This is a genomic window from Streptomyces angustmyceticus, assembly GCF_040701845.1.
GTDB lineage: Bacteria > Actinomycetota > Actinomycetes > Streptomycetales > Streptomycetaceae > Streptomyces > Streptomyces angustmyceticus_A.
Genome location: NZ_JBFBHQ010000027.1, coordinates 1 through 25,766, shown reverse-complemented (window position 1 = coordinate 25,766; position 25,766 = coordinate 1). Strand labels below are relative to the sequence as shown.

Annotated in this window: 24 protein-coding genes, 1 pseudogene and 1 riboswitch; of the genes and pseudogenes, 15 read left to right on the top strand and 10 right to left on the bottom strand. The window is 72.9% G+C overall.

Features of this window, described 5'->3' with window-relative positions:
- The first annotated feature begins 140 nt into the window (after window positions 1-140).
- The 4 genes from AB0411_RS32250 to AB0411_RS32235 all read left to right on the top strand — a co-directional run bounded on the left by AB0411_RS32250 (window position 141) and on the right by AB0411_RS32235 (window position 3,915).
- Entirely contained in the window at window positions 141-806 is a 666-nt protein-coding gene (locus tag AB0411_RS32250; RefSeq protein WP_366420817.1) for a class I SAM-dependent methyltransferase, read from the top strand.
- 19 nt (window positions 807-825) lie between these two features.
- Window positions 826-1,731, top strand: coding sequence for an N-acetylmuramoyl-L-alanine amidase (locus tag AB0411_RS32245; RefSeq protein WP_366420816.1), 906 nt, complete (start codon window positions 826-828; stop codon window positions 1,729-1,731).
- Between the two features lie 199 nt (window positions 1,732-1,930).
- Window positions 1,931-2,752 carry a DUF5336 domain-containing protein gene (locus AB0411_RS32240; RefSeq protein ID WP_366420815.1) on the top strand — a complete coding sequence of 274 codons (822 nt, stop codon included), beginning with the start codon at window positions 1,931-1,933 and terminating at the stop codon, window positions 2,750-2,752.
- A 152-nt stretch (window positions 2,753-2,904) separates the two neighbouring features.
- The gene (locus AB0411_RS32235; RefSeq protein WP_366420814.1) at window positions 2,905-3,915 is read left to right on the top strand and encodes an LLM class F420-dependent oxidoreductase; all 1,011 of its coding nucleotides are present in this window, start codon (window positions 2,905-2,907) and stop codon (window positions 3,913-3,915) included.
- A 286-nt stretch (window positions 3,916-4,201) separates the two neighbouring features.
- Here the strand turns inward: AB0411_RS32235 and AB0411_RS32230 are convergent, their stop codons facing one another.
- From AB0411_RS32230 to AB0411_RS32210, 5 genes and pseudogenes are all read right to left on the bottom strand, one after another.
- Window positions 4,202-4,717 (bottom strand): hypothetical protein, encoded by a 516-nt coding sequence (locus tag AB0411_RS32230; RefSeq protein WP_366420813.1) that lies wholly within the window; start codon window positions 4,715-4,717, stop codon window positions 4,202-4,204.
- A gap of 313 nt (window positions 4,718-5,030) precedes the next feature.
- Window positions 5,031-5,834, bottom strand: coding sequence for a maleylpyruvate isomerase family mycothiol-dependent enzyme (locus AB0411_RS32225; RefSeq protein ID WP_366420812.1), 804 nt, complete (start codon window positions 5,832-5,834; stop codon window positions 5,031-5,033).
- Window positions 5,835-5,910: 76 nt separating this feature from the next.
- Complete coding sequence (locus tag AB0411_RS32220; RefSeq protein WP_366420811.1) at window positions 5,911-6,981, bottom strand: prenyltransferase; 1,071 nt, start codon at window positions 6,979-6,981, stop codon at window positions 5,911-5,913.
- 191 nt (window positions 6,982-7,172) lie between these two features.
- Window positions 7,173-7,901 (bottom strand): annotated as a pseudogene (locus AB0411_RS32215) (methyltransferase domain-containing protein); the annotation flags it as partial.
- Between the two features lie 71 nt (window positions 7,902-7,972).
- Window positions 7,973-9,385, bottom strand: a complete 1,413-nt coding sequence (locus AB0411_RS32210) for a glycosyltransferase family 4 protein (protein WP_366420809.1) — start codon at window positions 9,383-9,385, stop codon at window positions 7,973-7,975.
- A 239-nt stretch (window positions 9,386-9,624) separates the two neighbouring features.
- Between AB0411_RS32210 and AB0411_RS32205 the strand changes: the two genes are divergently transcribed.
- A complete protein-coding gene (locus AB0411_RS32205) occupies window positions 9,625-10,257 on the top strand; it encodes a TetR family transcriptional regulator (RefSeq protein WP_366420808.1) in 633 nt (210 codons plus the stop codon).
- A gap of 293 nt (window positions 10,258-10,550) precedes the next feature.
- Here AB0411_RS32205 and AB0411_RS32200 read toward each other — a convergent pair whose 3' ends face one another.
- Both AB0411_RS32200 and AB0411_RS32195 read right to left on the bottom strand, forming a co-directional pair.
- Window positions 10,551-10,784 (bottom strand): ferredoxin, encoded by a 234-nt coding sequence (locus tag AB0411_RS32200; protein WP_366420807.1) that lies wholly within the window; start codon window positions 10,782-10,784, stop codon window positions 10,551-10,553.
- Window positions 10,784-12,235, bottom strand: a complete 1,452-nt coding sequence (locus AB0411_RS32195; protein ID WP_366420881.1) for an aldehyde dehydrogenase — start codon at window positions 12,233-12,235, stop codon at window positions 10,784-10,786. Before AB0411_RS32195 ends, AB0411_RS32200 begins: the two co-directional genes overlap by 1 nt.
- A 283-nt stretch (window positions 12,236-12,518) precedes the next feature.
- On the opposite strand from AB0411_RS32195, the gene AB0411_RS32190 reads away from it, so the two are divergent.
- From AB0411_RS32190 to AB0411_RS32165, 6 genes are all read left to right on the top strand, one after another.
- Complete coding sequence (locus AB0411_RS32190; RefSeq protein ID WP_366420806.1) at window positions 12,519-13,568, top strand: MBL fold metallo-hydrolase; 1,050 nt, start codon at window positions 12,519-12,521, stop codon at window positions 13,566-13,568.
- A gap of 108 nt (window positions 13,569-13,676) precedes the next feature.
- Window positions 13,677-13,803: riboswitch (cobalamin riboswitch) on the top strand.
- Window positions 13,804-14,022: 219 nt separating this feature from the next.
- Entirely contained in the window at window positions 14,023-15,318 is a 1,296-nt protein-coding gene (locus AB0411_RS32185; RefSeq protein WP_366420805.1) for a prenyltransferase/squalene oxidase repeat-containing protein, read from the top strand.
- Complete coding sequence (locus tag AB0411_RS32180) at window positions 15,318-15,995, top strand: SCO2322 family protein (RefSeq protein ID WP_366420804.1); 678 nt, start codon at window positions 15,318-15,320, stop codon at window positions 15,993-15,995. Before AB0411_RS32185 ends, AB0411_RS32180 begins: the two co-directional genes overlap by 1 nt.
- Window positions 15,992-17,194, top strand: coding sequence for a CbiQ family ECF transporter T component (locus tag AB0411_RS32175; protein ID WP_366420803.1), 1,203 nt, complete (start codon window positions 15,992-15,994; stop codon window positions 17,192-17,194). Before AB0411_RS32180 ends, AB0411_RS32175 begins: the two co-directional genes overlap by 4 nt.
- The gene (locus tag AB0411_RS32170) at window positions 17,191-18,864 is read left to right on the top strand and encodes an ABC transporter ATP-binding protein (RefSeq protein ID WP_366420802.1); all 1,674 of its coding nucleotides are present in this window, start codon (window positions 17,191-17,193) and stop codon (window positions 18,862-18,864) included. The genes AB0411_RS32175 and AB0411_RS32170 overlap by 4 nt, the downstream gene beginning before the upstream one ends.
- Window positions 18,861-19,742 carry an ECF transporter S component gene (locus tag AB0411_RS32165; protein ID WP_366420801.1) on the top strand — a complete coding sequence of 294 codons (882 nt, stop codon included), beginning with the start codon at window positions 18,861-18,863 and terminating at the stop codon, window positions 19,740-19,742. The genes AB0411_RS32170 and AB0411_RS32165 overlap by 4 nt, the downstream gene beginning before the upstream one ends.
- Before the next feature lie 177 nt (window positions 19,743-19,919).
- Here the strand turns inward: AB0411_RS32165 and AB0411_RS32160 are convergent, their stop codons facing one another.
- Complete coding sequence (locus tag AB0411_RS32160) at window positions 19,920-21,089, bottom strand: steroid 3-ketoacyl-CoA thiolase (protein WP_366420800.1); 1,170 nt, start codon at window positions 21,087-21,089, stop codon at window positions 19,920-19,922.
- A 240-nt stretch (window positions 21,090-21,329) separates the two neighbouring features.
- On the opposite strand from AB0411_RS32160, the gene AB0411_RS32155 reads away from it, so the two are divergent.
- The 4 genes from AB0411_RS32155 (at window position 21,330) to AB0411_RS32140 (ending at window position 24,786) form a co-directional block, all read left to right on the top strand.
- Window positions 21,330-22,562: a cytochrome P450 gene (locus AB0411_RS32155; RefSeq protein WP_366420799.1), complete on the top strand. Its 1,233-nt coding sequence runs from the start codon at window positions 21,330-21,332 to the stop codon at window positions 22,560-22,562.
- 380 nt (window positions 22,563-22,942) lie between these two features.
- Complete coding sequence (locus AB0411_RS32150; protein WP_366420798.1) at window positions 22,943-23,563, top strand: DUF6230 family protein; 621 nt, start codon at window positions 22,943-22,945, stop codon at window positions 23,561-23,563.
- Window positions 23,554-23,973, top strand: a complete 420-nt coding sequence (locus tag AB0411_RS32145) for a DUF6114 domain-containing protein (RefSeq protein ID WP_366420797.1) — start codon at window positions 23,554-23,556, stop codon at window positions 23,971-23,973. Before AB0411_RS32150 ends, AB0411_RS32145 begins: the two co-directional genes overlap by 10 nt.
- A 126-nt stretch (window positions 23,974-24,099) precedes the next feature.
- Window positions 24,100-24,786, top strand: coding sequence for a hypothetical protein (locus AB0411_RS32140; RefSeq protein ID WP_366420796.1), 687 nt, complete (start codon window positions 24,100-24,102; stop codon window positions 24,784-24,786).
- Between the two features lie 66 nt (window positions 24,787-24,852).
- Here the strand turns inward: AB0411_RS32140 and AB0411_RS32135 are convergent, their stop codons facing one another.
- Window positions 24,853-25,194 (bottom strand): hypothetical protein, encoded by a 342-nt coding sequence (locus AB0411_RS32135; RefSeq protein WP_403152228.1) that lies wholly within the window; start codon window positions 25,192-25,194, stop codon window positions 24,853-24,855.
- A 26-nt stretch (window positions 25,195-25,220) separates the two neighbouring features.
- Window positions 25,221-25,766 (bottom strand): cbb3-type cytochrome c oxidase subunit I (locus tag AB0411_RS32130; protein ID WP_366420794.1); only part of this gene is annotated, 546 nt, incomplete at its 5' end.

Sequence of the window (25,766 nt, the reverse complement as noted above, 5' to 3'; positions counted from 1 at the left end):
GAGAACGGCCGGGATGTCCGGCGCACGGAATGAGGAACGCCGTTCCGATATCCGAAAGCGAGGAAGGGCGGACCCGCACCCCGCCCGCCGCGCCCCGTACGGCACCATGAGCCCCTGACCGCACCATCAGGAGGAAGCCCATGTCCGCTCCCACGGCTCCGACCGCTCCGCAGCCGGAGATCCTCGCCGCGTTCGAGGCGGCGAAGGGCTTCATGCCCGTGGACGAGGGCCTCGCGCTGTACGCGGCGGCGGCGGGCGCGGCAACGCTGGGGCTGCCGCTGGTGGAGGTCGGCACCTACTGCGGCCGGTCCACGATCCTGCTCGCGGACGCCGCCCGCGCCGCCGGGGTCATGGCCGTCACCGTCGACCACCACCGCGGCAGCGAGGAGCAGCAGCCCGGCTGGGAGTACCACGACCCCACCGTCGTCGACCCCGAGGTCGGCCGGATGGACACCCTGCCCACCTTCCGCCGCACCCTGCACGCCGCGGGCCTGGAGGACCAGGTGATCGCCCTGGTGGGCCGGTCGCCGCAGGCAGCGAAGGTCTGGCAGGCGCCGGTGGGCCTGGTCTTCATCGACGGCGGGCACACCGACGAGCACGCCACCGCCGACTACGAGGGCTGGGCCCCGCATGTCGCGCCCGGCGGTCTGCTGGTGATCCACGACGTGTTCCCCGACCCGGTCGACGAGTGGACGGGCCAGGCCCCGTACCGCATCTACCGCAGGGCCCTGGAGTCCGGCGCCTTCACCGAGATCTCGGCCCACCGGTCGCTGCGCGTCCTGCGGCGGACCGGGCCCGGCATCTGAGCGGGCTACCATCGCCGACGTGTCGAACGGCAGTACACCCCCCGCGCCCCGCCGCCTGCGCGGCACCGTCCTCGTCGTGGTGGCCGCCGTGGCGGTCGTCGGCCTGGGGGGCTGGCTGGTCTGGCGGTCGCCGGGCTCCGGCGGCGAACCCCCGCGGGCCGGCGGCATATCCGGGCACGGCAGCGGCCATGGACCGGCCGGCGAGGACGGCGGCCACGGCTCGCGGGGCGGCGATCCCGGCAAGCATCACGGCAGCCTCAAGGGCAAGGTCGTGGTGATCGACCCGGGCCACAATCCGCACAACCGCGACCACGGCCGGGAGATCGCCCGGCAGGTCGACATCGGCAACGACCGCAAGGAGTGCGACACCACCGGCACCTCCACCGACGACGGTTACGCCGAGGCCTCCTTCACCCTCGACGTCGCCCGCCGCGCCCGCACCCTCCTCCAGAAGGCGGGCGCGAAGGTCGTGTTCACCCAGGACGGCGACCGCCCGTACGGGCCGTGCGTGGACAAGCGCGCCGCCATCGGGAACACGGCGCACGCCGATGCCGCGCTCTCCCTGCACGCCGACGGCTCGGGCGCCGGCAACCGCGGCTTCCACGTCATCCTCCCCGCGCGCGTCACGGCCGGCCCGGCCGACACCGCGGCGATCGTGGCGCCCTCGCGGCGACTGGGCGAACGGCTCGCCGACCGCTTCCACGCGGTCACCGGAAGCGCGCGTTCCAATTACATCGGCGAGGGCACCGGGCTCGACGTGCGTTCCGATCTCGGCGGCCTCAACCTCTCCACGGTGCCGAAGGTCTTCCTCGAGTGCGGCAATATGCGCGACCCCAAGGACGCCGCGCAATTGACCGACTCCCAGTGGCGGCAAAAAGCGGCCCGCGGGATCACCGAGGGCATTACGGACTTCTTGGCGCACTGACCGGAGCGCCGGCCACGACCGCGAAACCCACCCGATACCGGCTCCGATACGCCGCACCGATAGCGCGGCCGACGAAGAAGACGGCCCACAGGATTCGGCGATAGGTTCCCCTTTACGATGGGTGGCCACCGCCGTGCCTCGCACTGCGCGCACCGCGACAGCGACGACCGGACCCACGAAACCGACAAAGGACCCTTACGTGAACATCCGCTCCCTCACTCGAGGCGACGGCGTGGTGATCGGAGCAGCGGTGTTGCTGTTCATCGCCTCGTTCCTCGACCGCACCAGCTACGCCGGCATCAACGCCTGGGAATCGCTGGGCCTCCTCATGAGCGTGTACCTGGCCGGAGTGATCGGTGCGGCGATCATCATCGTCAGCCGTGCGCTGCCGCAGTCGCAGCCGCGCAAGGTGGCCGGTCTCGACCTCGCCCAGTTCGGTGTCGCCCTCACCGTCTTCGCGGCCTGGACGGCGCTGTGGACCATCATCTCCACCGTCGGTGCCGGCGCGGGCCTGATCCTCGGTCTGATCGCCGCCCTGGTCCTGGCCGGCGGCGCCGTCGCCACGCCCCTCGTGCCGCCGCTCCAGGCCGCCCTGATCGGCGCCCCGAAGCCGCCGGCCGCCCCGTACGGTGCGGGCCCCAACCCGGGTTACGGCTACCCCGGCGCCCAGCAGCAGGCGAGCCACGGCTACGGCTACCCGGGCGGCCAGCAGCAGCCGCAGCCCGGCCAGCCCTACGGCCAGCAGGCACCGGCCGACGCCACGGCCGGCGGCCAGGCGGCAGCCGCCCCCATGGGAGCCGCCCCGGCGGCCGGCGCCCCCGCGGACTTCGCGCCGTTCTGGTTCGCGGTGCCCGTCGCGCGCCCGCTGTACGGCGAGGACGGTTCGCCGGCGCCGATCGCCGAACTGGCGCCCGGCACCTGGTACCTCGCGGTGGAGCAGCGCGGTCAGGCCCTGATCGCCCAGACCCAGGACGGCCGCCGCGGCGTCCTGCAGGACACCACCGGGATCCAGCGCGGCTGACACCGCACGCACAGCGGTCCTTTCCCGGCCCCTCGCCCTCGCGGGCGGGGGGCCGTTGCCATGTCCGCGCCCCGCCCGTACAGTCACCGGACGCACGAGACCTGACGTACCGTCAGCACGGGGCGGTCACCGCGTTCGGGAGGGCGATCAGCATGCGACTCGGTCTGCACCTGGGCTACTGGGGACGCGGCCCGGACCCCCGGCACCTCGAACTCGCCCGCGAGGCCGAGCGGCTGGGCTACGACTCGGTCTGGACCGCGGAGGCCTGGGGCTCGGACGCCTTCACCGCGCTCACCTGGATCGCCGCCCACACCTCCCGCATCAAGCTGGGCACCGGCATCGCGCAGATGGCGGCCCGCACCCCCACCGCCACCGCGATGCACGCCCTGACCCTCGACCACCTCTGCGGCGGGCGGCTGCTGCTGGGTCTGGGACTCTCCGGGCCGCAGGTCGTCGAGGGGTGGTACGGGCGGCCGTTCCCCAAGAGCCCGCTGACCGCCACCCGCGAATACGTGGACGTGATCCGGCAAGTCCTGCGCCGGGAGGGGCCGGTGGCCTCGGACGGGCCCTTCCACCCGCACCCCTACCGCGGCGCGGACGGCACTGACCTCGGCAAACCCCTCAAGCCCATCACCCACCCGCTCCGCGCGGACATCCCGCTCCTCCTGGGCGCCGAGGGCCCCAAGAACATCACCCAGACCAGCCGGATCGCCGACGGCTGGCTGCCGCTGTACTGGTCGCCGCAGCGCACCGACGTCTACCGGGCCTCGCTGGCGGGCGCCCCGGACGGGTTCCTCATCGCACCGATGGCACGGGCCGTGGTCTGCGACGACATCGCCGAAGGGCTGGCACCGGTCAAGGCGATGCTCGGCTTCTACATCGGCGGGATGGGGCACGCCGCCAGGAACTTCCACGCCGACCTGATGGCACGCATGGGCTTCGAGGAGGCGGCCCGGCGGGTGCAGCGGCTCTTCCTCGAAGGCCGCAGGGAGGAGGCCGTCCACGCCGTGCCGGACGCCTTCGCCGACGAGATCTCCCTGGTCGGACCGCGCGCACGCATCGCCGAGCGCCTGGAGCTGTGGCGCGCCGGACCGGTCACCGACCTGCTGGTCACCGCCCAGGACCCGCACACGCTGCGGGTCCTGGCCGAACTCAACTCCTGACGGCGGCCGGTGCCCGGCACCTCGCACGGACAACAGCGGACCGCGCCGCGACCTGACGGACTCGTCCCGGTCGCGGCGCGGTGACCGGCGGAACCAGTCGTGCACCGTCCTCAGCTCGGCTCGGATTCAGTGTCGGCCCGGATTCAGCTCCGGCCCGGAGCGATGACGTACCCCGCTCCCTCACGGACCGCCGCGGCGGCGGACCAGCGATATCGGCCGTTCCGGCAGCCGCACCAAGGACAGTGACCCGTATCCGGCAAGAGAAATGCCATCGATCACCCGGAAACTAGCTCGCCCATTCATTGAAGCAGATACCGGTCGGCTTCATCACGGTCGCCGTCTTCCCGGTCGGGAACTTCGGCTCCGTGCCGAGCCCCGAGTTTGTGTAAATCTGCCCGCGATAAAGCTTGTACTGGACATACGCCTCGATGGTCCCGAACTTCCCCTTGGGAACTTCGAAGCGGGTTTCCTTCGAGACCTCGATGGACTTGGTCACGTCATAGCCCACACCCAGGGATATCGCACCCTTGCTGATCGCCATCTCCGCACTGACCTTGCTGGCCAGGCCCTTCTTGACGTTCATCACCAGGGTGGTCTTGCCGTGGCCGGTCTCCTTGTCGATCACGTCGGTCCCGCAGACCTCACCGGCCCCCTTGACCTTCTTGAGAGCCGTGATCTCCTGCTTCACGGAGACATCGCCGCTCGATTCGCTCCCCTTCGGGGCGGCCACCGCGACACCCGAACCCAGAACACCTAGGACGGTCGCCCCCGCAATCACGCCGAATATTTTTGCGCGATTCATATATATCCCCCTTGCTTCGACACACTCCCGGTCGAGAAGTGATCTTGCAAAAGACTAACCATCCCGCAAAGCGCGCGTCAAAGCGGTCGGCCGGATAATCCGCGCCATCATTTCCCTCAATTCACGCGCTCAGCCGCAACAAGGAATCCCCGGGCCGAATGCCGCGGCGAAGAAGGATCGGGGCATAGTGCGGCACCGGTCCGGACGAAACCCACCGGCATCCACGGCACCGGCCCGCCGGCCACCGTCCAGGACCCGCACCCCCTGCGGGTCCTGGACGGCCGGGCCCGACTCCTGACGGCGGCGGGTCCGTTCACCCGAAGGTCGCCCACTCCAGCCACTGGTCGAGCAGGGCGCGCTCGCCCAGTACCTCGACGCGGTCGCTGTCGGCGGGCAGCCGGCGGTAGAGGACCTGGAGCACGTCGGTGAGGGGGCCGCGCAGCGCGACCGCGGCCTTTTCGTGGGTGCGGCGGTGGGTGGGTGCCTTGCCCGTGAGGTCGAGCAGCCATTCGGCGTCCAGGCCGGGCGGGGCGTCGGTGGCGTGGACGTGAATGGTCCGGCCGGGGCCGAGCAGGTCTCCGCCGCGCTCGGCGAAGCGGGCCACCACCATCGGCAGTTCGCCGATCTGCAGCCACTCCTCCAGACAGTCCGCGGCGACCGGCGCGGGGACGTCGAAGGGGACGCCGGCGGTGAGGGCGGCATCGGCCCGGTGGACGACCGTCTCATGGGCCATCCGGCGGGCCCAGAACCCGGTGTTCCGGGCCGTCGTCCAGCTCCAGACCTCCGTGTCGGGGCCGGCCTCCCGCAGCGCGGCCACGGTCTGCTCGACGCCCTCCGCCAGCCAGGCGTCGAGCGCCGCCGCGCCCTCGCCCTCGGGTCCGGCGCCCCCGGGGACGTCCGCGGGGGCGACGCTCTCCGACGCGCGGGTGGTGACGATCGTGCCGGTCCAGCGGTGCGCACCGCCCACGTGCCGGGCGAGGTCGGCCAGCGTCCAGTCGGGGCAGGTCGGCACGGTCGCCGAGAGATCGGCGGTCCGCACGATCTCCCGGAACTTGTCGGTCTCGGCGAGGAGCGCGGCGCAGTATTCCTCGTGGGTGAGGGAGCCTTGGAGTGTCATGTGTCGCACAGTAGTGCGCACGCCACGGCTCTTCCTCTCCTTTTGGCGCGTCCCCGCCGCCCCCCTTGCCGGCCGCCTACCGGCAGCAGTCCGGATCGAGCCCGGTCGGCAGCCGCTCGCCCCCGAAGACCGAGGTGGTGGCCTCGTCGCCGCCCAGGGCCGCCACCGCCAGCAGCAGCGAACCGGCCGTCCAGGAGGTGAGTTCGCGCGGCCAGATCGCGTCGTCGTCGAAGACGTAGCCGGTCCAGTACATGCCGTCCTCGGCGCGGAGGTGCTGGATCCACTTGAGGATCTGCACCGCCCGCTCGGACTCCCCCATCGCCCACAGCGCGAGCGCCAGTTCCGCGCTCTCCCCGCCGGTGACCCAGGGGTTGGGCAGCACACAGCGCACGCCCAGGCCGGGCACGACGAAGCGCTCCCACTCCGCGTCGATGCGCTCACGGGCCTGGGCGCCGCGGACCGCGCCGCCCAGGACCGGGTAGTACCAGTCCATGGAGTAGCGGGACTTGTCGAGGAACCGCTCGGGGTGGCTGCGTATCGCATGGCCGAGGCTGCCGACCGCCAGCTCCCAGTCGGGCTGCGGCTCCTCGCGCTGTTCGGCGAGCGCGAGCGCACAGCGCAGCGCCTGGTAGACGGAGGACGAGCCGGTCAGCAGCGCCTCGACCACGGGCGTGCCGTCGTCCTCGCGCTTCCAGCCGATCTCCCCGCCGGGCTGCTGGAGTTCCAGCACGAAGGTGACCGCCGCGTGGACCGCGGGCCACATGCGGTCGAGGAAGGTCTCGTCGCCGGTGGACAGGAAGTGGTGCCACACGCCGACCGCGAGGTAGGCGCAGAAGTTGGTCTCCCGGCCGCGGTCGGTGGGGGCCTCGGCGTCCCCGTCGGCGTAGGCCGCGTACCAGGAACCGTCCGGGTTCTGGTGCCGCACCAGCCAGTCGTACGCGGCCTCGGCGCGCTCGTGTTCGCCGGCCGCGTCCAGGGCCATGGCGGCCTCGGTGTGGTCCCACGGGTCGAGGTGGTGGCCCCGGAACCAGGGGATCGCGCCGTCGGACCGCTGCACCGCCAGGATGCCCGCGACCGTACGGGCCGCCTGTTCGGCCGTGAGGATCCCCGGCAGCACGAGCCGTTCGGTACGCCCGGGACTTGTCACTTGGCGGCCCCGGCGGAGTTCTTGGCGGCGGACTTGGCGGCCGGCTTGGCGCCCGCGGTCTTCTTGGCACCGGTCCCGGCGCCGGACTTGGCGCTCCGGGCGGGCTCGGCCGCGGGGGACGCGGGCGACGGCTTCGCGGCCGGGTCGGCGTCCTCGGCGGGCTCGCTCTGCGCGGTGGCGGCGGGCTCGGCGGCGGCCGTCTGAGGAAGGTGCGGCTTGGTGGCGTAGACGACGAAGCTCTTGCCGATGACGGGGTTGAGGGCCCGCTCGGCGAGCCGGGTGGCCAGCGGCTTCTTCATGATGTCCCAGACCAGGAGCTTGTGGTACGCCTGCACCGGCAGCGCCTTGTCGTTGTCCACCCCGAAGGCGCATTTGAGCCACCAGTAGGGGCTGTGCAGCCCGTGGGCGTGGTGGGTGCCGTACGGCTCCAGCCCGGCCTCCCGTATCTTGCCGAGGAGTTCGTCGCCGCGGTAGATGCGGATGTGGCCGCCCTCGACCTCGTGGTAGGCGTCGCTGAGCGTCCAGCAGACCTTCTCGGGGCCGTAGCGCGGGACGGTGACGGCGATCCGGCCGCCGGGACGCAGCACCCGGACCATCTCGGCGAGCACCCCCTTGTCGTCGGGGATGTGCTCCATGACCTCGGAGATGATCACGACGTCGAAGCTGTCGTCGGGGAACGGCAGGTTCAGCGCGTCGCCCTCCATGGCGGTGGCGGAGGCGCCCGCCGGAGCCTCGCCCGCCTCCTCCATCGCGGCGAACCACTTGGCGACTTCGCGGATCTCGTCACCGTTCTGGTCCAGGGCGACGACCTGCGCGCCGCGCCGGTAGCACTCGAAGGCGTGCCGGCCGGCGCCGCACCCCAGGTCGAGCACGCGGTCGCCCGGAGCGAGCGGGAAACGGGAAAAGTCGACGGTCAGCACGGCGTTCTGCTTTCGTCCGGCGGTGGGTGGCGGTGGTGGCTGCGGAGGGAACTACGGGCCGGGCAGCGGTATCAGACGTGTCCGGCGGTGGTCGGCGCGGGCGCGGCGCCGGCGGTCTCCGCGGACGCGGCCCGCGGGGTGGTCCGGGCGGCGGCCCGGCCGCCCTGGAGGGCGATGGCCTCGCGGTAGCGCTCGGCGGTGCCGAGGGCGGCCTGGCGCCAGGTGAAGCGGGCCAGCACCCGTTCCCGGCCGGCCGCGCCGAGCCGCCGGCGCAGCGTCTCGTCGCCCAGGAGCCGGAGCAGCCCTGCCGCCAGCGCGCCGGGGTCGCCCGGCGGCACCGCGAGGCAGGTCTCGCCGTCCGGTCCGGCGACCTCGGGGATGGCGCCGCCGGTGGTGGCCAGCAACGGGGTGCCGGTGGCCATGGCTTCGGCCGCGGGCAGCGAGAAGCCCTCGTAGAGGGAGGGGACACAGGCGATCTGGGCGCTGCGCACCAGGTCGACGAGTTCGCCGTCGGTGATGCCCTTGACGAATTCGATGGCGCCGGACAGCCCGAGCCGTTCGATGGCGGCGGCCACCGGCCCGTCGTCGGCGCGCTTGCCGACGACCACCAGGTGCGCGTCGGGGTTCTCGGTGCGCACCTTGGCGAGCGCCTCGACCAGGTGGATCAGTCCCTTGAGGGGCACATCCGCGCTGGACGTGGTGACGATCCGGCCCGGCACCTCGGCCACCGAGGCATCTGGCGAGAACAGGTCGGTGTCGGCGCCGATATGGACCACATGGATCCGGCCGGCGGACACCCCGAGGTCGTCGACGATCTCCTGGCGCGAGGAGCCGGAGACGGTCAGCACCGACGGCAGCCGCCGGGCGACGCGCTTTTGCATGCGGGTGAAGCCGTACCAGCGGCGGACGGAGGCGCGGCGCTTCCAGCCGTCGGCGGCCTCCAGATCGAGGCGCCGGTCGACGGTGATGGGGTGGTGGATGGTGGTGACCAGCGGGGCGCCGAGCGCGCCGGGGCCGCCGAGCAGGCCGTAGCCGAGGGTCTGGTTGTCGTGGACGACGTCGAACTGGCCGCGGCGGGCGGCGAGGTGGCGCCGGGCCCGCAGGGAGAAGGTCAGCGGCTCGGGGAAGCCGCCGGTCCACATCGTGCCGACCTCGAGCGCGTCGATCCAGTCGCGGTACTCGCCCGGCTTCGGCGTGCGGAACGGGTCCGGCTGGCGGTAGAGGTCCAGGCTGGGCAGCTCGGTCAGGGTCACCCCGTCGTCGAGGACGGGGTAGGGCTGGGCGCCGATGACCTCGACGGTGTGGCCGAGGCGGGCCAGTTCGCGCGAGAGGTGGCGGACGTACACGCCCTGTCCGCCGCAGAACGGGTTCCCCTTGTACGTGAGCATTGCTATGCGCAGGGGACGCTCGCCGTTCGGCGGGGCGGAGGCCGACGTGGCCTCGGCGGGGCGAGGCGCGGCTGCCTGGACGGCCTCTGCGGTCACGCTCGGCCCCCTTCTCACTGGACTTTCGCCGGAGCGTAACCGCTGGCGGTAATCTAGAACAAGTTTCAGAACTGCTGGGCTACTCATCAGTTCACCGAGCTTCGAATCTACCGGCCGAGAACGATGCGAAAAGAGCCGCACCAGGTGATTCGCGCCACCACCCGCCCCCCTGCCATGCTGTGCCGATCACACCACCGGCACTCGCCGCATCGCGGACGGAGTGCCACGGAATGGGAAATATGACTACGGAATCCAAGGCGGCCAGGCCGACGCTTCCCGCGAGTCCTCCCCTGACCGAGCGTCAGGAGGCACGGCGCCGCCGCATCCTGCACACCAGCGCCAAGCTGGCGTCCCGTGGTGGCTTCGACGCCGTGCAGATGCGCGAGGTCGCCGAGTCCTCGGGCGTCGCGCTCGGCACCCTCTACCGGTACTTCCCCTCCAAGGTGCACCTGCTGGTCGCCACCATGCAGGACCAGCTCCAGCACATGCACGAAACCCTGCGCAAGCGCCCGCCGTCGGAGCAGGACCCGGGCGCCCGGGTCGCCCAGACCCTGATGCGGGCCTTCCGTGCACTGCAGCGCGAGCCGCACCTCGCGGACGCGATGGTGCGCGCGCTGACCTTCGCCGACCGTTCCGTCAGCCCCGAGGTCGACACCGTCTCCCGGCTGACCACCGCGATCATCCTCGACGCGATGGGGCTGGACGGGCCCGCCACCCCCGAACAGCTCTCCGCGGTCCGGGTCATCGAGCACACCTGGCACTCCGCCCTGATCACCTGGCTGTCGGGCCGGGCCTCGATCGCCCAGGTGAAGATAGACATCGAGACGGTGTGCCGCCTGATCGACCTCACGGCACCCGGGCGGGAACGGTAGCGGCGGGGAACGGCAGCGGCAGGAAGCGGCGGGGAGCCGTCGGCCGGGCGGGTATGCGGGTGGCCACGTGGGCACCGAGGCGTTCGTTCCGTTGCCGGCCGGGGTAGTTGGCCCGCAAGGGGCCCACCGACCCCCTACGGGACCACCGGCCCGCACCCGTACGGGGCCCCCGCCGCACCGCCCACGCCCCGGCCGCCGCCGCGCCTCCGGGTGCCGTGCCCCGGCCGGCGCCCCAACCCGGGCCCCGCGCCCCGGCGCCCCGCGCCACCACCCCACCCCCGCTCCCCGCCCCCTCACTCCTCCGGCGGGAACACCACCTCGTCGCTGCCGGCCACGCGCACGGTGATCGCCTCCACGGGGCACCCCTCGGCGGCCGCCAGCACGGACTCGTCGGCGTCCGTCTCCGGCGCCACCGGATGCGACTGCCGCGCCGGGTCCAGCCGGAAGCCGTCGGGCGCCGTGCCCGCGCACATCCCGGAGCCGATGCAGATGCTCCGGTCCACCTCCACCCGCCAGCGGTCCCCCATCAGGCACCCGCCGGCAGATGGATCATCTTGTGCTCCAGGTAGGCGCCGAAGCCCTCGGGCCCGAACTCCCGCCCGATGCCGGAGTTCTTGTAGCCGCCGAACGGCCCGAGCATGTCGATGCTGAAGGTGTTCACCGAGTACGTGCCGGTGCGCACCTGCCGGGCGAGGTCGATGCCGTGGTCGACGTCGGCCGTCCACACCGAGCCGGAGAGCCCGTAGTCGGAGTCGTTGGCGATCCGCACCGCCTCGGCCTCGTCGTCGTACGGGAGCAGGCAGATGACCGGGCCGAAGATCTCCTCGCGGGCGATCCGCATGGAGTTGGCGACCTCGCCGAAGAGGGTCGGCTCGACGTACCAGCCCGTCGGCTGTCCCTCGGGCCGGCCGCCGCCGGTGAGGACCTCGGCGCCCTCCTTGCGGCCGAGTTCGATGTAGTCCAGCGAGCGCTGCTGCTGGCGGCGGGCCACCAGCGGGCCGAGTTCGGTGGCCGGATCCAGCGGGTCGCCGACGGTGAGCGCGGACGCCGCCGCGGTGAACCGGTCGGCGATCTCGTCGTAGTGGCTGCGCGGCGCGAGGATCCGCGTCTGGGCCACGCACGCCTGGCCGTTGATCATCCAGGCGAACGGCACGATGCCGGCCACCGCCGCGTCCAGGTCGGCGTCCGGCAGGATCACCGCGGCGGACTTGCCGCCCAGCTCCAGCGTGACCCGGCTGAGGTTCCGGGCCGCGACCTCCATGACCCGCTTGCCCGCCGCCACCGAGCCGGTGAACGACACCTTGTCCACGCCCGGGTGCCCGACCAGGTACTCGCTCACCTCGCGGTCCGCGGGGAGGATCGACAACACGCCCGCCGGCAGCCCGGCTCCGGTCACGATCTCGGCGAGCAGGTACGCGTCCAGCGGGGTCTCCGGCGACACCTTGAGCACCACGGAGCAGCCGGCCAGCAGCGCCGGCGCGAGCTTGGCGGCGGCGGTGAACTGCGGGACGTTCCACGGCACCACCGCCGCGACCACCCCGGCCGGCTCCCGCCGCACCAGCAGCGGCCCCAGCACCCCGTCCCGCCGCTCCTCGAAGGGGAAGTCCCGGGCCACGGTCAGCGCCGCGTCCCACGCCAGCATCGCGGCCAGCGACTGCACCATCACGCCGGAGGTGAAGGGGGTGCCGTTCTCGGAGCTGATGACCTTGGCGATCTCCTCGCTGCGGGCGGCGAAGGCGTCCTTGATGCGGGTCACCACCGCGATCCGGTCCGCCAGCGGGGCGTTCGCCCAGACGCCGGAGTCGAACGACGTGCGGGCCGCGGCCACCGCACGGTCGACGTCGGCCCGCGAGGCGTGCGGCACCCGGCCGATGACCTGTTCGGTGTGCGGCGAGACGACCTCGATCACGTCCCGGCCGGCCGGGTCGGCCCACTCACCGCCTATGTAGAGCTTTCCGTGCTCGACGAGGTCGCTCATCGCTGCCGCCTCCTGCGGGTTGGCCGCCTGTTCGGCGATCCCTGACGGTTCCTGACGCTCCATCACAACGGGTCACTGCACCGGGAACTGATACCAGTTCTAGTTGGAGGAGTCCACAGCGCGCGGCCGAAACGGCACCCCCCGGCCGGGCCGCCGCACGCACCGGGCCCCCGCTCCCGCGAACAGGCGCGGACCGAAGGGCCACTTCACGCCGCATTGAAACCGGTTCTAGTTATAGTGAGGGCCGGCTACCAGGGGTACGCCACACCGAGAGGGGACCGGGATGACGCCACAGGTGACCGACCACAAGGGCGGGGTGTGGAGCATCGCCGTCCCCATACCGGACAACCCGCTCGGCCACACCCTCGTCCACCTGCTGGAGACCGACCGCGGGCCGGTGCTCGTCGACACCGGCTGGGACGACCCGGACTCCTGGGACACCCTCGTCGCCGGCATCGGCGCCTGCGGCTTCGCCCCCACCGATCTCCATGGCGTCCTGATCACCCACCACCACCCCGATCACCACGGCCTCTCGGGCACGGTGCGGGAGGCCTCGGGCGCCTGGATCGCGATGCACGCCGCGGACACCGCCGTGGTCCGCCGCACCCGCGAGACCGCACCGGGCCGGTGGCTCGACCACCTCACCGCCCGGCTCGCGGCGGCGGGCGCACCGGACGCACATCTGGCGCCGCTGCGGGAGGCGCGTGCCGAGGGGCGCGGCCGGAGACTGCCCGGCCAGGGTGCGGCGCTGCCGGACCGCGACATCGGGCCCGGCGAGCTGCTCGACCTGCCGGGGCGCCGGGTGCGCGCCATCTGGACACCGGGGCACACCCCGGGCCATGTGTGCCTGCATCTGGAGGAGGAGCACCCCTCGGGGCGGGCCGGCGGCTTCGGCCGGCTCTTCTCCGGCGACCATCTGCTCCCCGGCATCACCCCGCACATCGGCCTGTACGAGGACCCGGAGGGCGACGGGGGCGAGATCCTCGACCCCCTGGGCGACTACCTCGACTCCCTGGAACGCGTCGGCCGGCTCGCGCCCGCCGAGGTGCTGCCCGCCCACCAGCACGCCTTCACCGACGCCGGCGGCCGCGTCCGCGAGCTCCTCGCCCACCACGAGGCACGGCTCTCCCAGCTGCGGGAGCTGCTCCGCGAGCCCCGCACTCCCTGGCAGCTCGCCACGGCCATGGAGTGGAACCGCCCCTGGGAGCAGATCCCCTACGCCTCCCGCAACATCGCCGTCACGGAGGCCGAGGCCCATCTGCGGCGACTGGTGAAGCTGGGGCGGGCGGAGCGGGTGCCGGGGTCCGATCCGGTGCGGTACCAGGCGGTGTGAGGGGGGCGGCGGGCGCGGTGCGGTGCGATCCGGGGCGCGGCGCCGGCTCGGTACGGTTCGTGCCGCTCGCACCGCTCATGCCGCTCGTACCCCTCGTACGGGCGAGCGAGTGGCCCGCCGGGGGCCGGTTAAGGTATGCGGGACAACTTCATCCGTACCCGATCGGGGGAAGCCGGTGGAAATCCGGCGCTGACCCGCAACCGTGAGGACGGCCCGCCCGCACCGCGCCCCGGCCCGGAGCGGGGGCCGTACGAGCCGGAGCACCCGAGGGGCACGACCAAGGCTCGCGCCACCACGACCGCCCGCCCCTGCGGACGGCCGGTGCGCGGCACCGTCGAGGTATACGGAGCTGAGCCCGGTGCCACCGCGGCCGATTCCCGGATCGGCGGGCGGGTGGCCGGCCGAGCGCGGCTGCGTAGCATCGCCGCGACCCGACCCGAGAGGCACCGACCCGATGGCCCCCATGGCTCACCAGGCCCCCTTGACGCATTCCGTCGCCTTCCTGGCACGCCGCGCCGCCACGGCGCTGGCCGCCGTGGCGGTGCTGGGCGCGGCCGCTGCCCCCGCCGCGTACGCCGACTCCGCGCCCGCCTCCCCCAAGAAGCTGCCCGACGGGCTGTACGGCACCAACGACCCGCAGTACGACGGGGTCTGGCGGCAGTCGCTCGCGCTGCTGGCCCAGGACACCGTGGGCATACGCCCCGCCCCGTCCGCCGTGAAGTGGCTGGCCGGCCAGCAGTGCGCCGACGGCGCGTTCACCGCCTTCCGGGCCGAGCCGGGCACGCCCTGCGACGCCAAGGCACGGCGGGACACCAACCCGACGGCCGCCGCGGTGCAGGCGCTGGCCGCGCTGGGCGGGCACGGCGACGCCGTGCAGAAGGCCGTGAAGTGGCTGAAGTCGGTGCAGAACGACGACGGCGGCTGGAGCTCGGTGCCCGGCTCGGCCAGCGACGCCAACTCCACCTCCGTGGTCATCGGCGCGCTCACGGCGGCGGGCGAGAAGCCCCGGTCCGTGACGTCGGAGAAGGGCGGCAGGACGCCGTACGACGCGCTGCTCACCTTCCGGCTGGGCTGCGCGGAGAAGGCGGAGGCGCGCGGCGCCTTCACCTTCCAGCTCAAGGGTGCGGCCCCGAACGCGGACGCCACCGCGGCCGCCGCGACCGCCGCACTCGGCAAGGGCTTCGTCGTCGAACCGGCCGGCAAGGGCGCCACCGGCCCGGTCGAGCCGCTGAGCTGCAAGGGCGACGAGGACAAGAAGGCGGGCGGCGATCCGGCGCGGGCCGCCCGGGGCGGCGACGGCTATCTCGTCGCCCAGCTCGACAAGAACGGTCAGCACCTGCTCTCCGCGATGCCGGGGGCGGAGAAGCAGCCCGACGTCGGCAACACCGCCGATGCCGTGGTGGCGCTGGCGGCCGGCGGGCACGGCGCCGCCGCGGCGAAACCGCTGACGTGGCTGGAGAAGAACGCCTCGGGCTGGGCGAAGCAGAGCGGCCCGGCCGCGTACGCCCAGCTGGTGCTGGCCGCGCACGCCACCGGCACCGACCCGCGGTCGTTCGGCGGCACCGACCTGGTGGCCGCGCTCAACGCCACCGGCCCCGCCCCGGCCGCCGCCGCGAAGAAGGACGGCAAGGACGCCGACGACTCCCAGGACGGCGGCGGCATCGGCGTGCCCTGGATCATCGGCATCGGCCTCGCCATCGGCGCCGGCATCGGCTTCCTGCTGAGCAACCGCAAGAAGAGCGGGCTCTGATGCGCCGCACCAAGATCGCCGGCGCGGCGCTGCTGGCCGGGGCGGCCACCGGCCTGGCCGCCGCGCCCGCCCAGGCGCAGGAGTACCGCTACTGGTCCTTCTGGCACGGCAAGGGCAGCTCCTGGGCGTACGCCACCGAGGGTCCGGCCACGCTGCGTCCCGTCGACGGCGAGGTGGCGGGCTTCCGCTTCACCGTCAGCGCGGACTCCGCCGCGGCCGGCAAGCCGCGGGCGGCCGCCGGCTTCGACGCGATCTGCCACGGCACCCCGGCGAAGGCCGGCCGCAAGCGGATCGGCATCGTCATCGACTTCGGCACCACGGCGGACGCGCCCGGCGGCGAACGGCCGCCGAAGCCCCGGACGGAGTGTGCCCAGGTGTCCGAGGACGCCTCGGCGGGCGAGGCGCTGGCGGCGGTCGCCCGGCCGCTGCGCTACGACTCCAGCGCCCTGCTGTGCGCCATCGCCGGCTACCCGGCGTCGGGGTGCGCGGACCAGGTGAAGGGGGAGAAGGGGGCGAAGGGACCCGCCTCGTCCGGCGCGCCCTCGTCGGGCACGGCGGCGGACGGACACGGGGCGGGCAGCGACGGCGGCCCGTCCGCCGGGCTGATCGGCGGTGCCGCGGCCGTGGTCGTGCTGGGCGCGGCGGCGGTGTGGCAGGCGCGCCGCCGGCGCGGATGAGCGCCCCGCAGGCGACCCGTACCACCGCGCTGCACGCCGGCGCCTGGTGGCTGTGGGCGCTCGGCCTGGCCACCGCGGCCTCCCGCACCACGAACCCGCTGCTGCTGGGGCTGCTGGTGGGGGTGGCCGGCTATGTCGTCGCGGCCCGCCGCACCGATGCGCCCTGGGCCCGCTCGTACGGGGCGTTCGTCAAGGTCGGCCTGTTCGTGATCACCGTCCGGCTGCTCTTCGCCTTCGTTCTCGGCTCGCCGATCCCCGGTACGCACACCCTGGTCACGCTGCCCGAAGTGCCGCTGCCCGACTGGGCGAAGGTCGTCCGGATCGGCGGCCGGGTCACCGCGGAGGGCATGGTCTTCGCGCTGTACGACGGTCTGAAGCTGGCCGCCCTCCTCATCTGCGTGGGTGCCGCCAATGCGCTGGCGAACCCGGCCCGGCTACTGAAGTCGCTGCCCGGCGCGCTCTACGAGGCGGGCGTCGCGGTGGTCGTCGCGATGACCTTCGCGCCCAATCTGGTCGCCGATGTCCAGCGGCTGCGTGCCGCGCGCCGGCTGCGCGGCCGCCCCGACCGCGGGTTCCGGGCGCTCCTGCAGGTCGGGCTGCCGGTCCTGGAGGGCGCGCTGGAGCGCTCGGTGGCACTGGCCGCGGCGATGGACGCGCGGGGCTACGGCCGCAGCGCCGAGGTGCCGCCCGCCGTACGGCACCTGACCTCCGTCCTCACGCTCGGCGGGCTGCTCGGCAGCTGCGCCGGGACCTACGGGCTGCTGGGCGACACCGGCGGCGGCTACGGGCTGCCGCTGCTGCTCGCCGGGCTGGCGACGGCGCTCGCCGGGCTGTGGCTGGGCGGCCGCCGCTCGGTGCGCAGCCGCTACCGGCCCGACCGGTGGGGGGTGCGCGCCTGGCTGGTGGCGGGTTCCGGTATCGCCGTCGCCGCGCTGATGATCTGGGCGAACGACTACGCGTCCGCCGCCCTGCACCCGCCCGCGGTGCCGCTCACCGCCCCCGTCCTCCCCCTCTGGCCGGCCGCCTCCGTTCTCGTGGGGCTGCTGCCCGCCCTCGCCGCCCCGCTCCCGCCGCGCACGGACCGGGCGGAGCACGGGGGCCGGCCGGAACGGTCGGACGGGGCGGACCGCACGGACCGGGCCGGGTCCCGTGGCCGTGCCCCCGCTGTCGATCCGCGCCCGAAGGAGCCCACTCAGTGATCCGGTTCGAGCAGGTCTCGGTGACCTACGGCGACGCCGCGGCGCCCACCGTCCAGGGCATCGACCTGACCGTCCCCGAGGGCGAACTGTGCCTGCTGGTCGGCCCGTCCGGGGTCGGCAAGTCCACCGTCCTGAACGCCGTCTGCGGCCTGGTCCCGCACTTCACCGGCGGCACCCTGCACGGCCGGGTCACCGTCGACGGCCGCGACACCCGCACCCATCAGCCGCGCGAACTGGCCGATGTCGTGGGCACCGTGGGCCAGGACCCGCGGGCGCACTTCGTCACCGACACCGTCGAGGACGAACTCGCCTACGGCATGGAGTCGCTCGGCCTCGCCCCCGACGTGATGCGCCGCCGGGTCGAGGAGACCCTGGACCTGCTGGGCCTGGCCGAGCTGCGCGACCGCGCCATCACCACCCTCTCGGGCGGCCAGATGCAGCGGGTGGCGATCGGCTCGGTCCTCACCACCCACCCCAAGGTCCTGGTCCTCGACGAGCCCACGTCGGCCCTCGACCCCGCCGCGGCCGAGGAGGTCCTCTCCGTCCTCCAGCGTCTGGTCCACGACCTCGGCACCACGGTGCTGCTGGCCGAACACCGCCTGGAGCGGGTGGTCCAGTACGCCGACCAGGTCATCCTGCTCCCCTCCCCCGGCGCTCCGCCGGTCATCGGCACCCCCGCCGAGGTCATGGCCGTCTCCCCCGTCCACCCCCCGGTGGTGGCCCTCGGCCGCCTCGCCCGCTGGTCGCCCCTCCCCCTGTCGGTGCGCGACGCCCGCCGCAGGGCCGCACCCCTGCGCGAGCGGCTGGCGGGCGTCACACCGCCGTCGCCGCAGACGGGCACGGGCACGGGCGCAGGCACGGGGACCGCACCGGCGCTGCCGGACCCCGCGTCCGCGGGCTCCCCGGACGAAGCCGCCGCGGTCGTGCGCGGGCTCGGTGTCCGCCGGGGGCGGACCGAGGCGCTGCACCAGGTGGATCTGACCGTGCGGGGCGGCGAGATGCTGGCCCTGATGGGCCGCAACGGCGCGGGGAAGTCCACCCTCCTGGGCACCCTCGTCGGGATGCACACCCCGTCCTCCGGGACGGTGCGGGTCGGCGGCGCCACCCCGCACCGCACCGGCCCCAAGGCCCTCCTGCGGCATGTCGGCCTGGTCCCCCAGGAACCGCGCGACCTGCTCTACGCGGACACCGTCGCGGCCGAGTGCACCGCGGCCGACCAGGACGCGGGCGCCGCCGCCGGCAGCTGCCGGGCCCTGGTCGGCCGGCTGCTGCCCGATGTCCCCGACTCCGTCCACCCCCGCGACCTCTCCGAGGGCCAGCGCCTCGCCCTGGCCCTGGCGGTCGTGCTGACCGCGCGTCCCCCGCTGCTCCTCCTCGACGAGCCCACCCGCGGCCTGGACTACGCCGCCAAGGCCCGTCTGATCGAGGTGCTGCGCGCACTGGCCGCCGAGGGCCATGCCGTCGTCCTGGCCACCCATGACGTGGAACTCGCCGCCGAACTGGCCCACCGGGTGGTCATCCTCGCCGACGGCGAGATCGTCGCCGACGGTCCCACCGGCCACGTCGTGGTCTCCTCCCCCTCGTTCGCACCGCAGGTCACCAAGGTGCTCGCCCCGCTGCCCTGGCTGACCGTCCCGCAGGTGGCACACGTCCTGGAGGCCACCGCATGAGCGCGGCCCCCCACCGCCCGGAGGGCGACGGGCCGCCCGCCGGCCGCGGCCACCGGGCCCGTGCCGTGCGGCTCGGCCCCCGTTCCGTCGCCGCGCTGGTGCTCGTCTCGGCCATCGGCGTGATGGCCTTCGGATGGCCGCTGCTCGCCGACTCCGCCTCCGGGCTCGCCCATTCCCAGGACGCGCCCTGGCTGTTCGCCGCGCTGCTGCCGATGCTGCTCGCCGTGGTCGTGGCGACCATCGCCGACGCCGGCCTGGACGCGAAGGCCATCGCCATGCTCGGCGTGCTGGCCGCGGCCGGGGCCGCGATGCGCCCACTGGGGGCCGGGACGGCCGGTATCGAGCCGATGTTCTTCCTGATGGTGCTGTCGGGGCGGGTGCTCGGGCCCGGATTCGGGTTCGTGCTGGGGTCCGTGGCGATGTTCGCGTCGGCGCTGCTGACCGGCGGGGTCGGGCCGTGGCTGCCGTTCCAGATGCTGTCGATGGGCTGGGTGGCGATGGGCGCCGGCCTGCTGCCGGGGCCCGACCGGCTGCGCGGCCGTCGCGAACTGGCCCTGCTCGCCGTCTACGGAGCCGTCGCGGCCGTCCTCTACGGCCTGGTCATGAACCTTCAGGGCTGGCCCTACATCGGCGGCATGGCCTCGGCGGTCTCCTTCGTCCCCGGGGACCCGCTCGCCCGGAACCTCGCCCGCTACCTGACGTACTGCCTCGCCACCTCCCTCGGCTGGGACGTCCCCCGGGCGGTGGTCACCGTCCTGTTGACCTGCACCCTGGGCGGCACCGTCCTCAAGGCCCTGCGCCGCGCCACCCGCCGGGCGGCCTTCGACGTCCCCGTCTCCTTCCGCTCCGATCCGCCCCGGGGGGCCGCCGGCCCGTGACCGGTGCGCTACGCGCCCGCCGCGCAGAATGCGGTCTCCCGCCCACTCCGGCTGTGGATCTCCTCAGGTGGAGGAGGAGGCCCCCCGCAGCCCCGCACCGTCCTCGCTCGGCGACCGGCTCCCGGCCCTCAGCACTCAGCCCTCCGCCCGGCACGGGCCCGGAAGCCACCGCCCCCGCTACAGCCGCTGGATGATCGTCCCCGTCGCCAGCGCCCCGCCCGCGCACATGGTGATCAGGGCGAACTCCTTGTCCCTGCGTTCGAGTTCATGGAGCGCGGTGGTGATGAGCCGGGCGCCGGTGGCGCCGACCGGGTGGCCCAGGGCGATCGCCCCGCCGTTCACGTTCACCTTCTCCAGGTCCTGCTCGAAGACCTGCGCCCAGGAGAGCACGACGGAGGCGAAGGCTTCGTTGATCTCGACGAGGTCGATGTCCTTGAGGGACATGCCCGCCTTGCCCAGCACGGCCCGGGTGGCGTCGATGGGGCCGTCCAGGTGGAAGTGCGGATCGGAGCCGACCAGCGCCTGGGCCACGATGCGGGCCCGCGGCTTGAGCTTGAGGGCGCGGGCCATCCGCTTGGAGGCCCACATCACCGCGGCGGCCCCGTCGGAGATCTGCGAGGAGTTGCCCGCCGTGTGGACGGCGGTCGGCATCACGGCCTTGAGGCCGCCGAGGGCCGCCATGCTGGTGTCGCGCAGCCCCTCGTCGCGGTCGACCAGCCGCCACATGCCCTGGCCCGCGGCCTGTTCGTCCTCGGTGGTGGGGACCTGGACGGCGAACGTCTCCCGTTTGAAGCGTTCCTCGGCCCAGGCGGCGGCCGCCCGCTCCTGGGAGAGCAGGCCGAGCGAGTCGACGTTCTCGCGGGTCAGGCCGCGGTGGCGGGCGATCCGCTCGGCCGCCTCGAACTGATTGGGCAGGTCGACGTTCCACTCGTCGGGCCAGGGCTTGCCGGGCCCGTGCTTGGAGCCGCTGCCGAGCGGCACCCGGGACATCGCCTCGACGCCGCAGCCGATGCCGATGTCGATGACGCCGGCCGCGATCATGTTGGCCACCATGTGGTTGGCCTGCTGGGACGAGCCGCACTGGCAGTCCACGGTGGTCGCGGCGGTCTCGTACGGGAGGCCCATCGTCAGCCAGGCGTTGCGGGCCGGGTTCATGGACTGTTCACCGGCATGGGTGACGGTGCCGCCGACGATCTGTTCGACGCAGTCGGGTTGGATGCGCGTACGGGCGAGGAGTTCGCGGTAGGTCTCACCAAGGAGGTAGGCGGGGTGAAGGTTGGCGAGCGCGCCCTGGCGCCTGCCTATCGGGGTGCGTACTGCTTCGACGATGACGGGTTCCGCGGCCATGACTGACTCGTCCTCTCCTCGCGTCCGCGGGCGTCCCGGCACCCACGGAAGAAGAACTAGTACGCGTTCTAGTTATGGAAACAGTCTTATGAGCAGCCACCCGGGGCGCAAGGGGCATGCAACACCCTTGTCCGTAAAGGGACTCCCCCCGCCCCTTGCTACTTGTAGAACTCGTTACTACCTTCACCGCGACCCATACCTGATGAACCGTCAGACATCCGGATGGACCAGGAGTCACCGATGCCATGCCCCGCGTTGCCCGAAGGGTTCGACTTCACCGACCCCGACGTCTACCAGTCCCGCGTTCCGCTCCCCGAGTTCGCGCGGCTGCGGCAGACCGCGCCCGTGTGGTGGAACGCGCAGCCGCACGGCATTGCCGGCTTCGGTGACGACGGCTACTGGGTCGTCACCCGCCATCGGGACGTCAAGGAGGTGTCCACCAAGCCGGAGGTCTTCTCCGCGAGCCTCAACACCTCGATCATCCGCTTCCAGGCCTCCATGACCCGCGAACAGATCGACGTCCAGAAGCTGATCATGCTGAACATGGACCCGCCCGAGCACACCCGGGTCCGCCAGATCGTGCAGCGCGGCTTCACCCCGCGCGCCATCCGCGCGCTGGAGGGCGCACTGCGCGAACGGGCGGCGCACATCGTCGCCGAGGCGCGCCAAAAGGGCTCCGGGGACTTCGTCACCGACATCGCCTGCGAGCTCCCCCTGCAGGCCATCGCGGAACTCATCGGCATCCCCCAGGACGACCGGGCCCGGATCTTCGACTGGTCGAACAAGATGATCGCGTACGACGACCCCGAACTGGCCATCACCGAAGAGGTCGGCAGCAACGCGGCCATGGAGCTGATCTCGTACGCGATGAACCTCGCCGCGGCGCGCAAGGAGTGCCCGGCCGACGACATCGTCAGCCGGCTGGTGGCGGCGGAGCACGAGGGGAACCTCGCCTCCGACGAGTTCGGGTTCTTCGTCCTGCTGCTGGCGGTGGCCGGCAACGAGACGACGCGCAATGCCATCACCCACGGGATGCACGCCTTCCTCACCCACCCCGACCAGTGGGAGCTCTACAAGCGCGAGCGCCCCCGGACGGCGGCCGAGGAGATCGTGCGGTGGGCGACCCCGGTGGTCTCCTTCCAGCGCACCGCCACCCGGGACACCGAACTGGGCGGGGCGAAGATCAAGGAGGGGCAGCGGGTGGGGATCTTCTACTCCTCCGCCAACCACGACCCGGAGGTCTTCGACCACCCCGAGGCCTTCGACATCACCCGTGATCCCAACCCCCACCTGGGGTTCGGCGGCGGCGGACCGCACTTCTGCCTCGGCAAGTCCCTCGCGGTCCTGGAGATCGACCTGATCTTCAACGCGCTCGCGGACGCCATGCCCGGCATCACCCTGGCGGGCGACCCGCGCCGGCTCCGCTCGGCCTGGCTCAACGGCGTCAAGGAGTTGCAGGTCCACTACGGATGACGGCTGACGGCGGCGCCGTACGAGGAGAGGCCAGGGCCGGGGACGCGGCGCGCGGCTCCCGGAGCGCGGCCCCCGGCTCCCCGGCCGGCTCCCCGGCCGGCTCCGGCAAAAGCCGGACCAGCGGTATGTCCGAAAACGGTTCCGCCGTCAACCTTGCCAGTCGTCACGGGCAGACTTACATTCAACTCGCCAGTAACACTTGGTAGTTCGGCATTTTCGCGCACCGTCCGGCACCGCGCACCCCCGAGCCGCACGTTCTCCCCCACGGAGGCACACGCCGGCTCCCCGCGCGTCTTCAGCACCACGCGCTGCACGCGCACCCGCACTCCCCACGCGTTTCGGCAGTGCGCTCCACCGCTCTTCGAAGGGGACATATCACGATGAAGGACGCACACGGCAGACCTGTCACGGGACGTATCAGCTGGCGGAAGTTCGCCGTGCTGTCCGTCCCGGCTCTCGCCGGCACCGCCGCCCTGGGAATCGCCCTGGCCAACGGGGCGCTGGCGGCGTCGTTCGCCGTCTCGGGACAGCAGTTCAAGGTCTCCGCAGACAGCCTCAAGGGCGAGGGGTTCGCCCAGTACGGCGGCGTGGACGCGAACGCCAGGGGGGATCTCCTGCCGGTCGCCGTCACCGCCATCAAGTCGGCCCAGATGAACCATCTGTGCCAGTCGGTCGTCACCCACCTCCCGGTCATCGGCGACATCTCGCTCAACCTCAGCGCCGGTACGGGCGGCAAGCCCGTCGAGGCGACCAATCTCTTCGTGGACGCCACCCAGCTCTCCGGCGACGCGTCCTTCCACCAGATCGAAATCGGCCGGGACGCCTCCACCCTCGACAAGGGACCGGACAGCGCCCAGGGCATGCAGGACCTGTTCGCCCAGCAGGCCGACGACGTCAACATCAGCAACCTCCGGCAGACCGCCTGGGCCACCAACGCGGGCACCTTCAAGCTGTCCGGCCTCAACATGAAGATCTCCAAGGGCAAGAAGGAATGCTTCTGACCTGGCGGCGCTGGCGGAAGGGGCGGCCCTTCTGGGGCGGTCTGGCGGCCGTCGTCGCCGGCGCCGAGATCTGCGCCATCCCGCTGGCACCGCTGAAGATCATGCTGCAACAGGGCATCGCCGGTATCCCGTCCGTCCTGATGGGGCTGGTGATGATCGTGATGGGGCTCTCGGCGTGGTTCGCGCCGCACTACCGGGGCCTCGCGGGCGTGCTCACCGTGCTGTGCGCGGCGGCCGCCCTGGTGATGTCCAACCTCGGCGGCTTTCTGATCGGCACCGTCATCGGGATTCTCGGCGGCTCGATGATCTTCGCCTGGCAGCCGGTCGCCCCCGCCGAACCCGTACCTTCCGCTGCGCCCGAGGCCGTTGCCGAGCCCGGGGGCGGCACACCCGCACCCAGCGAGCCGTAACCCGCCCCGGCCCGCGGCCCCCGTACGCGCATCCCCACGCCTTCGTCCGCGTACGGGAGCCGAGCGCTGCCCGCACCACCCACCGCACCGCTCCCCCGGCACCCCACCCCTCGAAGGAGACCCACGATGACCACGACGCATGCCGCCCGCCGGCGCGCCCTGCTCACCGCCGGTACCGGTATCACCGCGGCCCTCGGCCTGTCGCTCGCCATGACGGGCCCGGCGACGGCACAGCCCGCCCCCGCGCCGTCCACCGCGGCGGCGTCCACGACCGTGACGCCCGCAGGCCACGGCTTCACCGCCACGCTCAGCGGCAAGGCCACCTTCAAGGCCGGTTCGGTGACCGTCACCTGTACGGTCTCCTCCTCCAGCGGGCAGGTCCCGGCCGCGCCCGGCAACCACAACCCCGCGGGCCCGGTGAGCAGTTCCACCACCCCGGCGACCTACAGCTCCTGCACGACGAGCATGCCCGGCGTCAGCGCGACCGTCACCACCTCCGGCACCTGGGGCGTGGCCATGCAGAACGGGGCGCCGGTGACCGCCGGACTGACCATCCCCGTCGGCGGGTTCGTGCTCAAGACCAGCGGTCTGGCGTCCTGCACGGTGACCGCGGCGCCCACCTCGGCGGCCACGGTGAACGGCACCTGGACCAACGGCGCGCCCTCCACGCTCGGCTTCACGAACGCCCAGGTGCCGGTGAAGGTGACGGGCGGTTTCGGCTGTCCGACGAGCGCGACCAGCTCGACGTTCAACGCCGCCTACAAGGTGGCCGACACCACCGATCCCGCCGCGCAGATCACCGTCACCAGCTGAGCGACCGACTGGCCGGCCGGCGGCCGGCCAGTCGACCGCCCCGTTCCCGGGCGGGCCGCCGTCCGCTCAGCGCACGGCCAGGCCGACGGCCGCCACGGTGAGCAGCGCGGCCACCGCCACCGTGCCGCTCAGGAAAGCGGTGAGAAGCCGTCGCCGCAGGGCCCGGTAGACGTCTTCGTACTCGGTCCGCAGGGCGGCGCTGCGGGCCGCGATGCGCTCCAGGTACGCCCGGGAGGTGTCGCGCTGGTCCTGGCAATAGCGCAGTTCCACCTCCCACCGCTGGGAATCGGTGAGCCAGGGCAGGCCGTCGCAGAAGGCCCGCGCACGGCTGCGCGCCCGGTCCTTCTCCGCCTCCCCGAGCAGGAATCCCTCGATCTCGTTGATGGCCCGGTCCTGATCGAGCGGCACTTCCTCACACCTCCGCATTCCCTCCTTCATATGCGTGCTCCGATTCCGGCCACGGGCGCTTCACCGGTATCCGCCAGGACGCCTGACTCCCGGTCAATCTCCGGGTGGTGCAGGTCGAATGCCGGGGATTCGGAGCGAATACGCGGCAGGGTGCGGAAGTTGTGCCGCGGCGGCGGGCAGGACGTCGCCCACTCCAGCGAACGGCCGTAACCCCACGGGTCGTCGACCTCGACCTTCTCACCGTACTTCGCCGTCTTCCAGACGTTGTAGAAGAACGGCAGCAGGGAGAGCCCGAGGAGGAAGGAGAAGATACTGGAGACGGTGTTCAGCGCGGTGAATCCGTCGGCGGCGAGATAATCCGGGATACGGCGGATCATGCCCTCGGCGCCCAGCCAGTGCTGGACGAGGAAGGTGCCGTGGAAGCCCACGAACAGCGTCCAGAACGTGATCTTGCCGAGCCGCTCGTCCAGCATCTTCCCGGTGAACTTCGGCCACCAGAAGTGGAAGCCCGCGAACATCGCGAACACGACCGTGCCGAACACCACGTAGTGGAAGTGCGCCACCACGAAGTA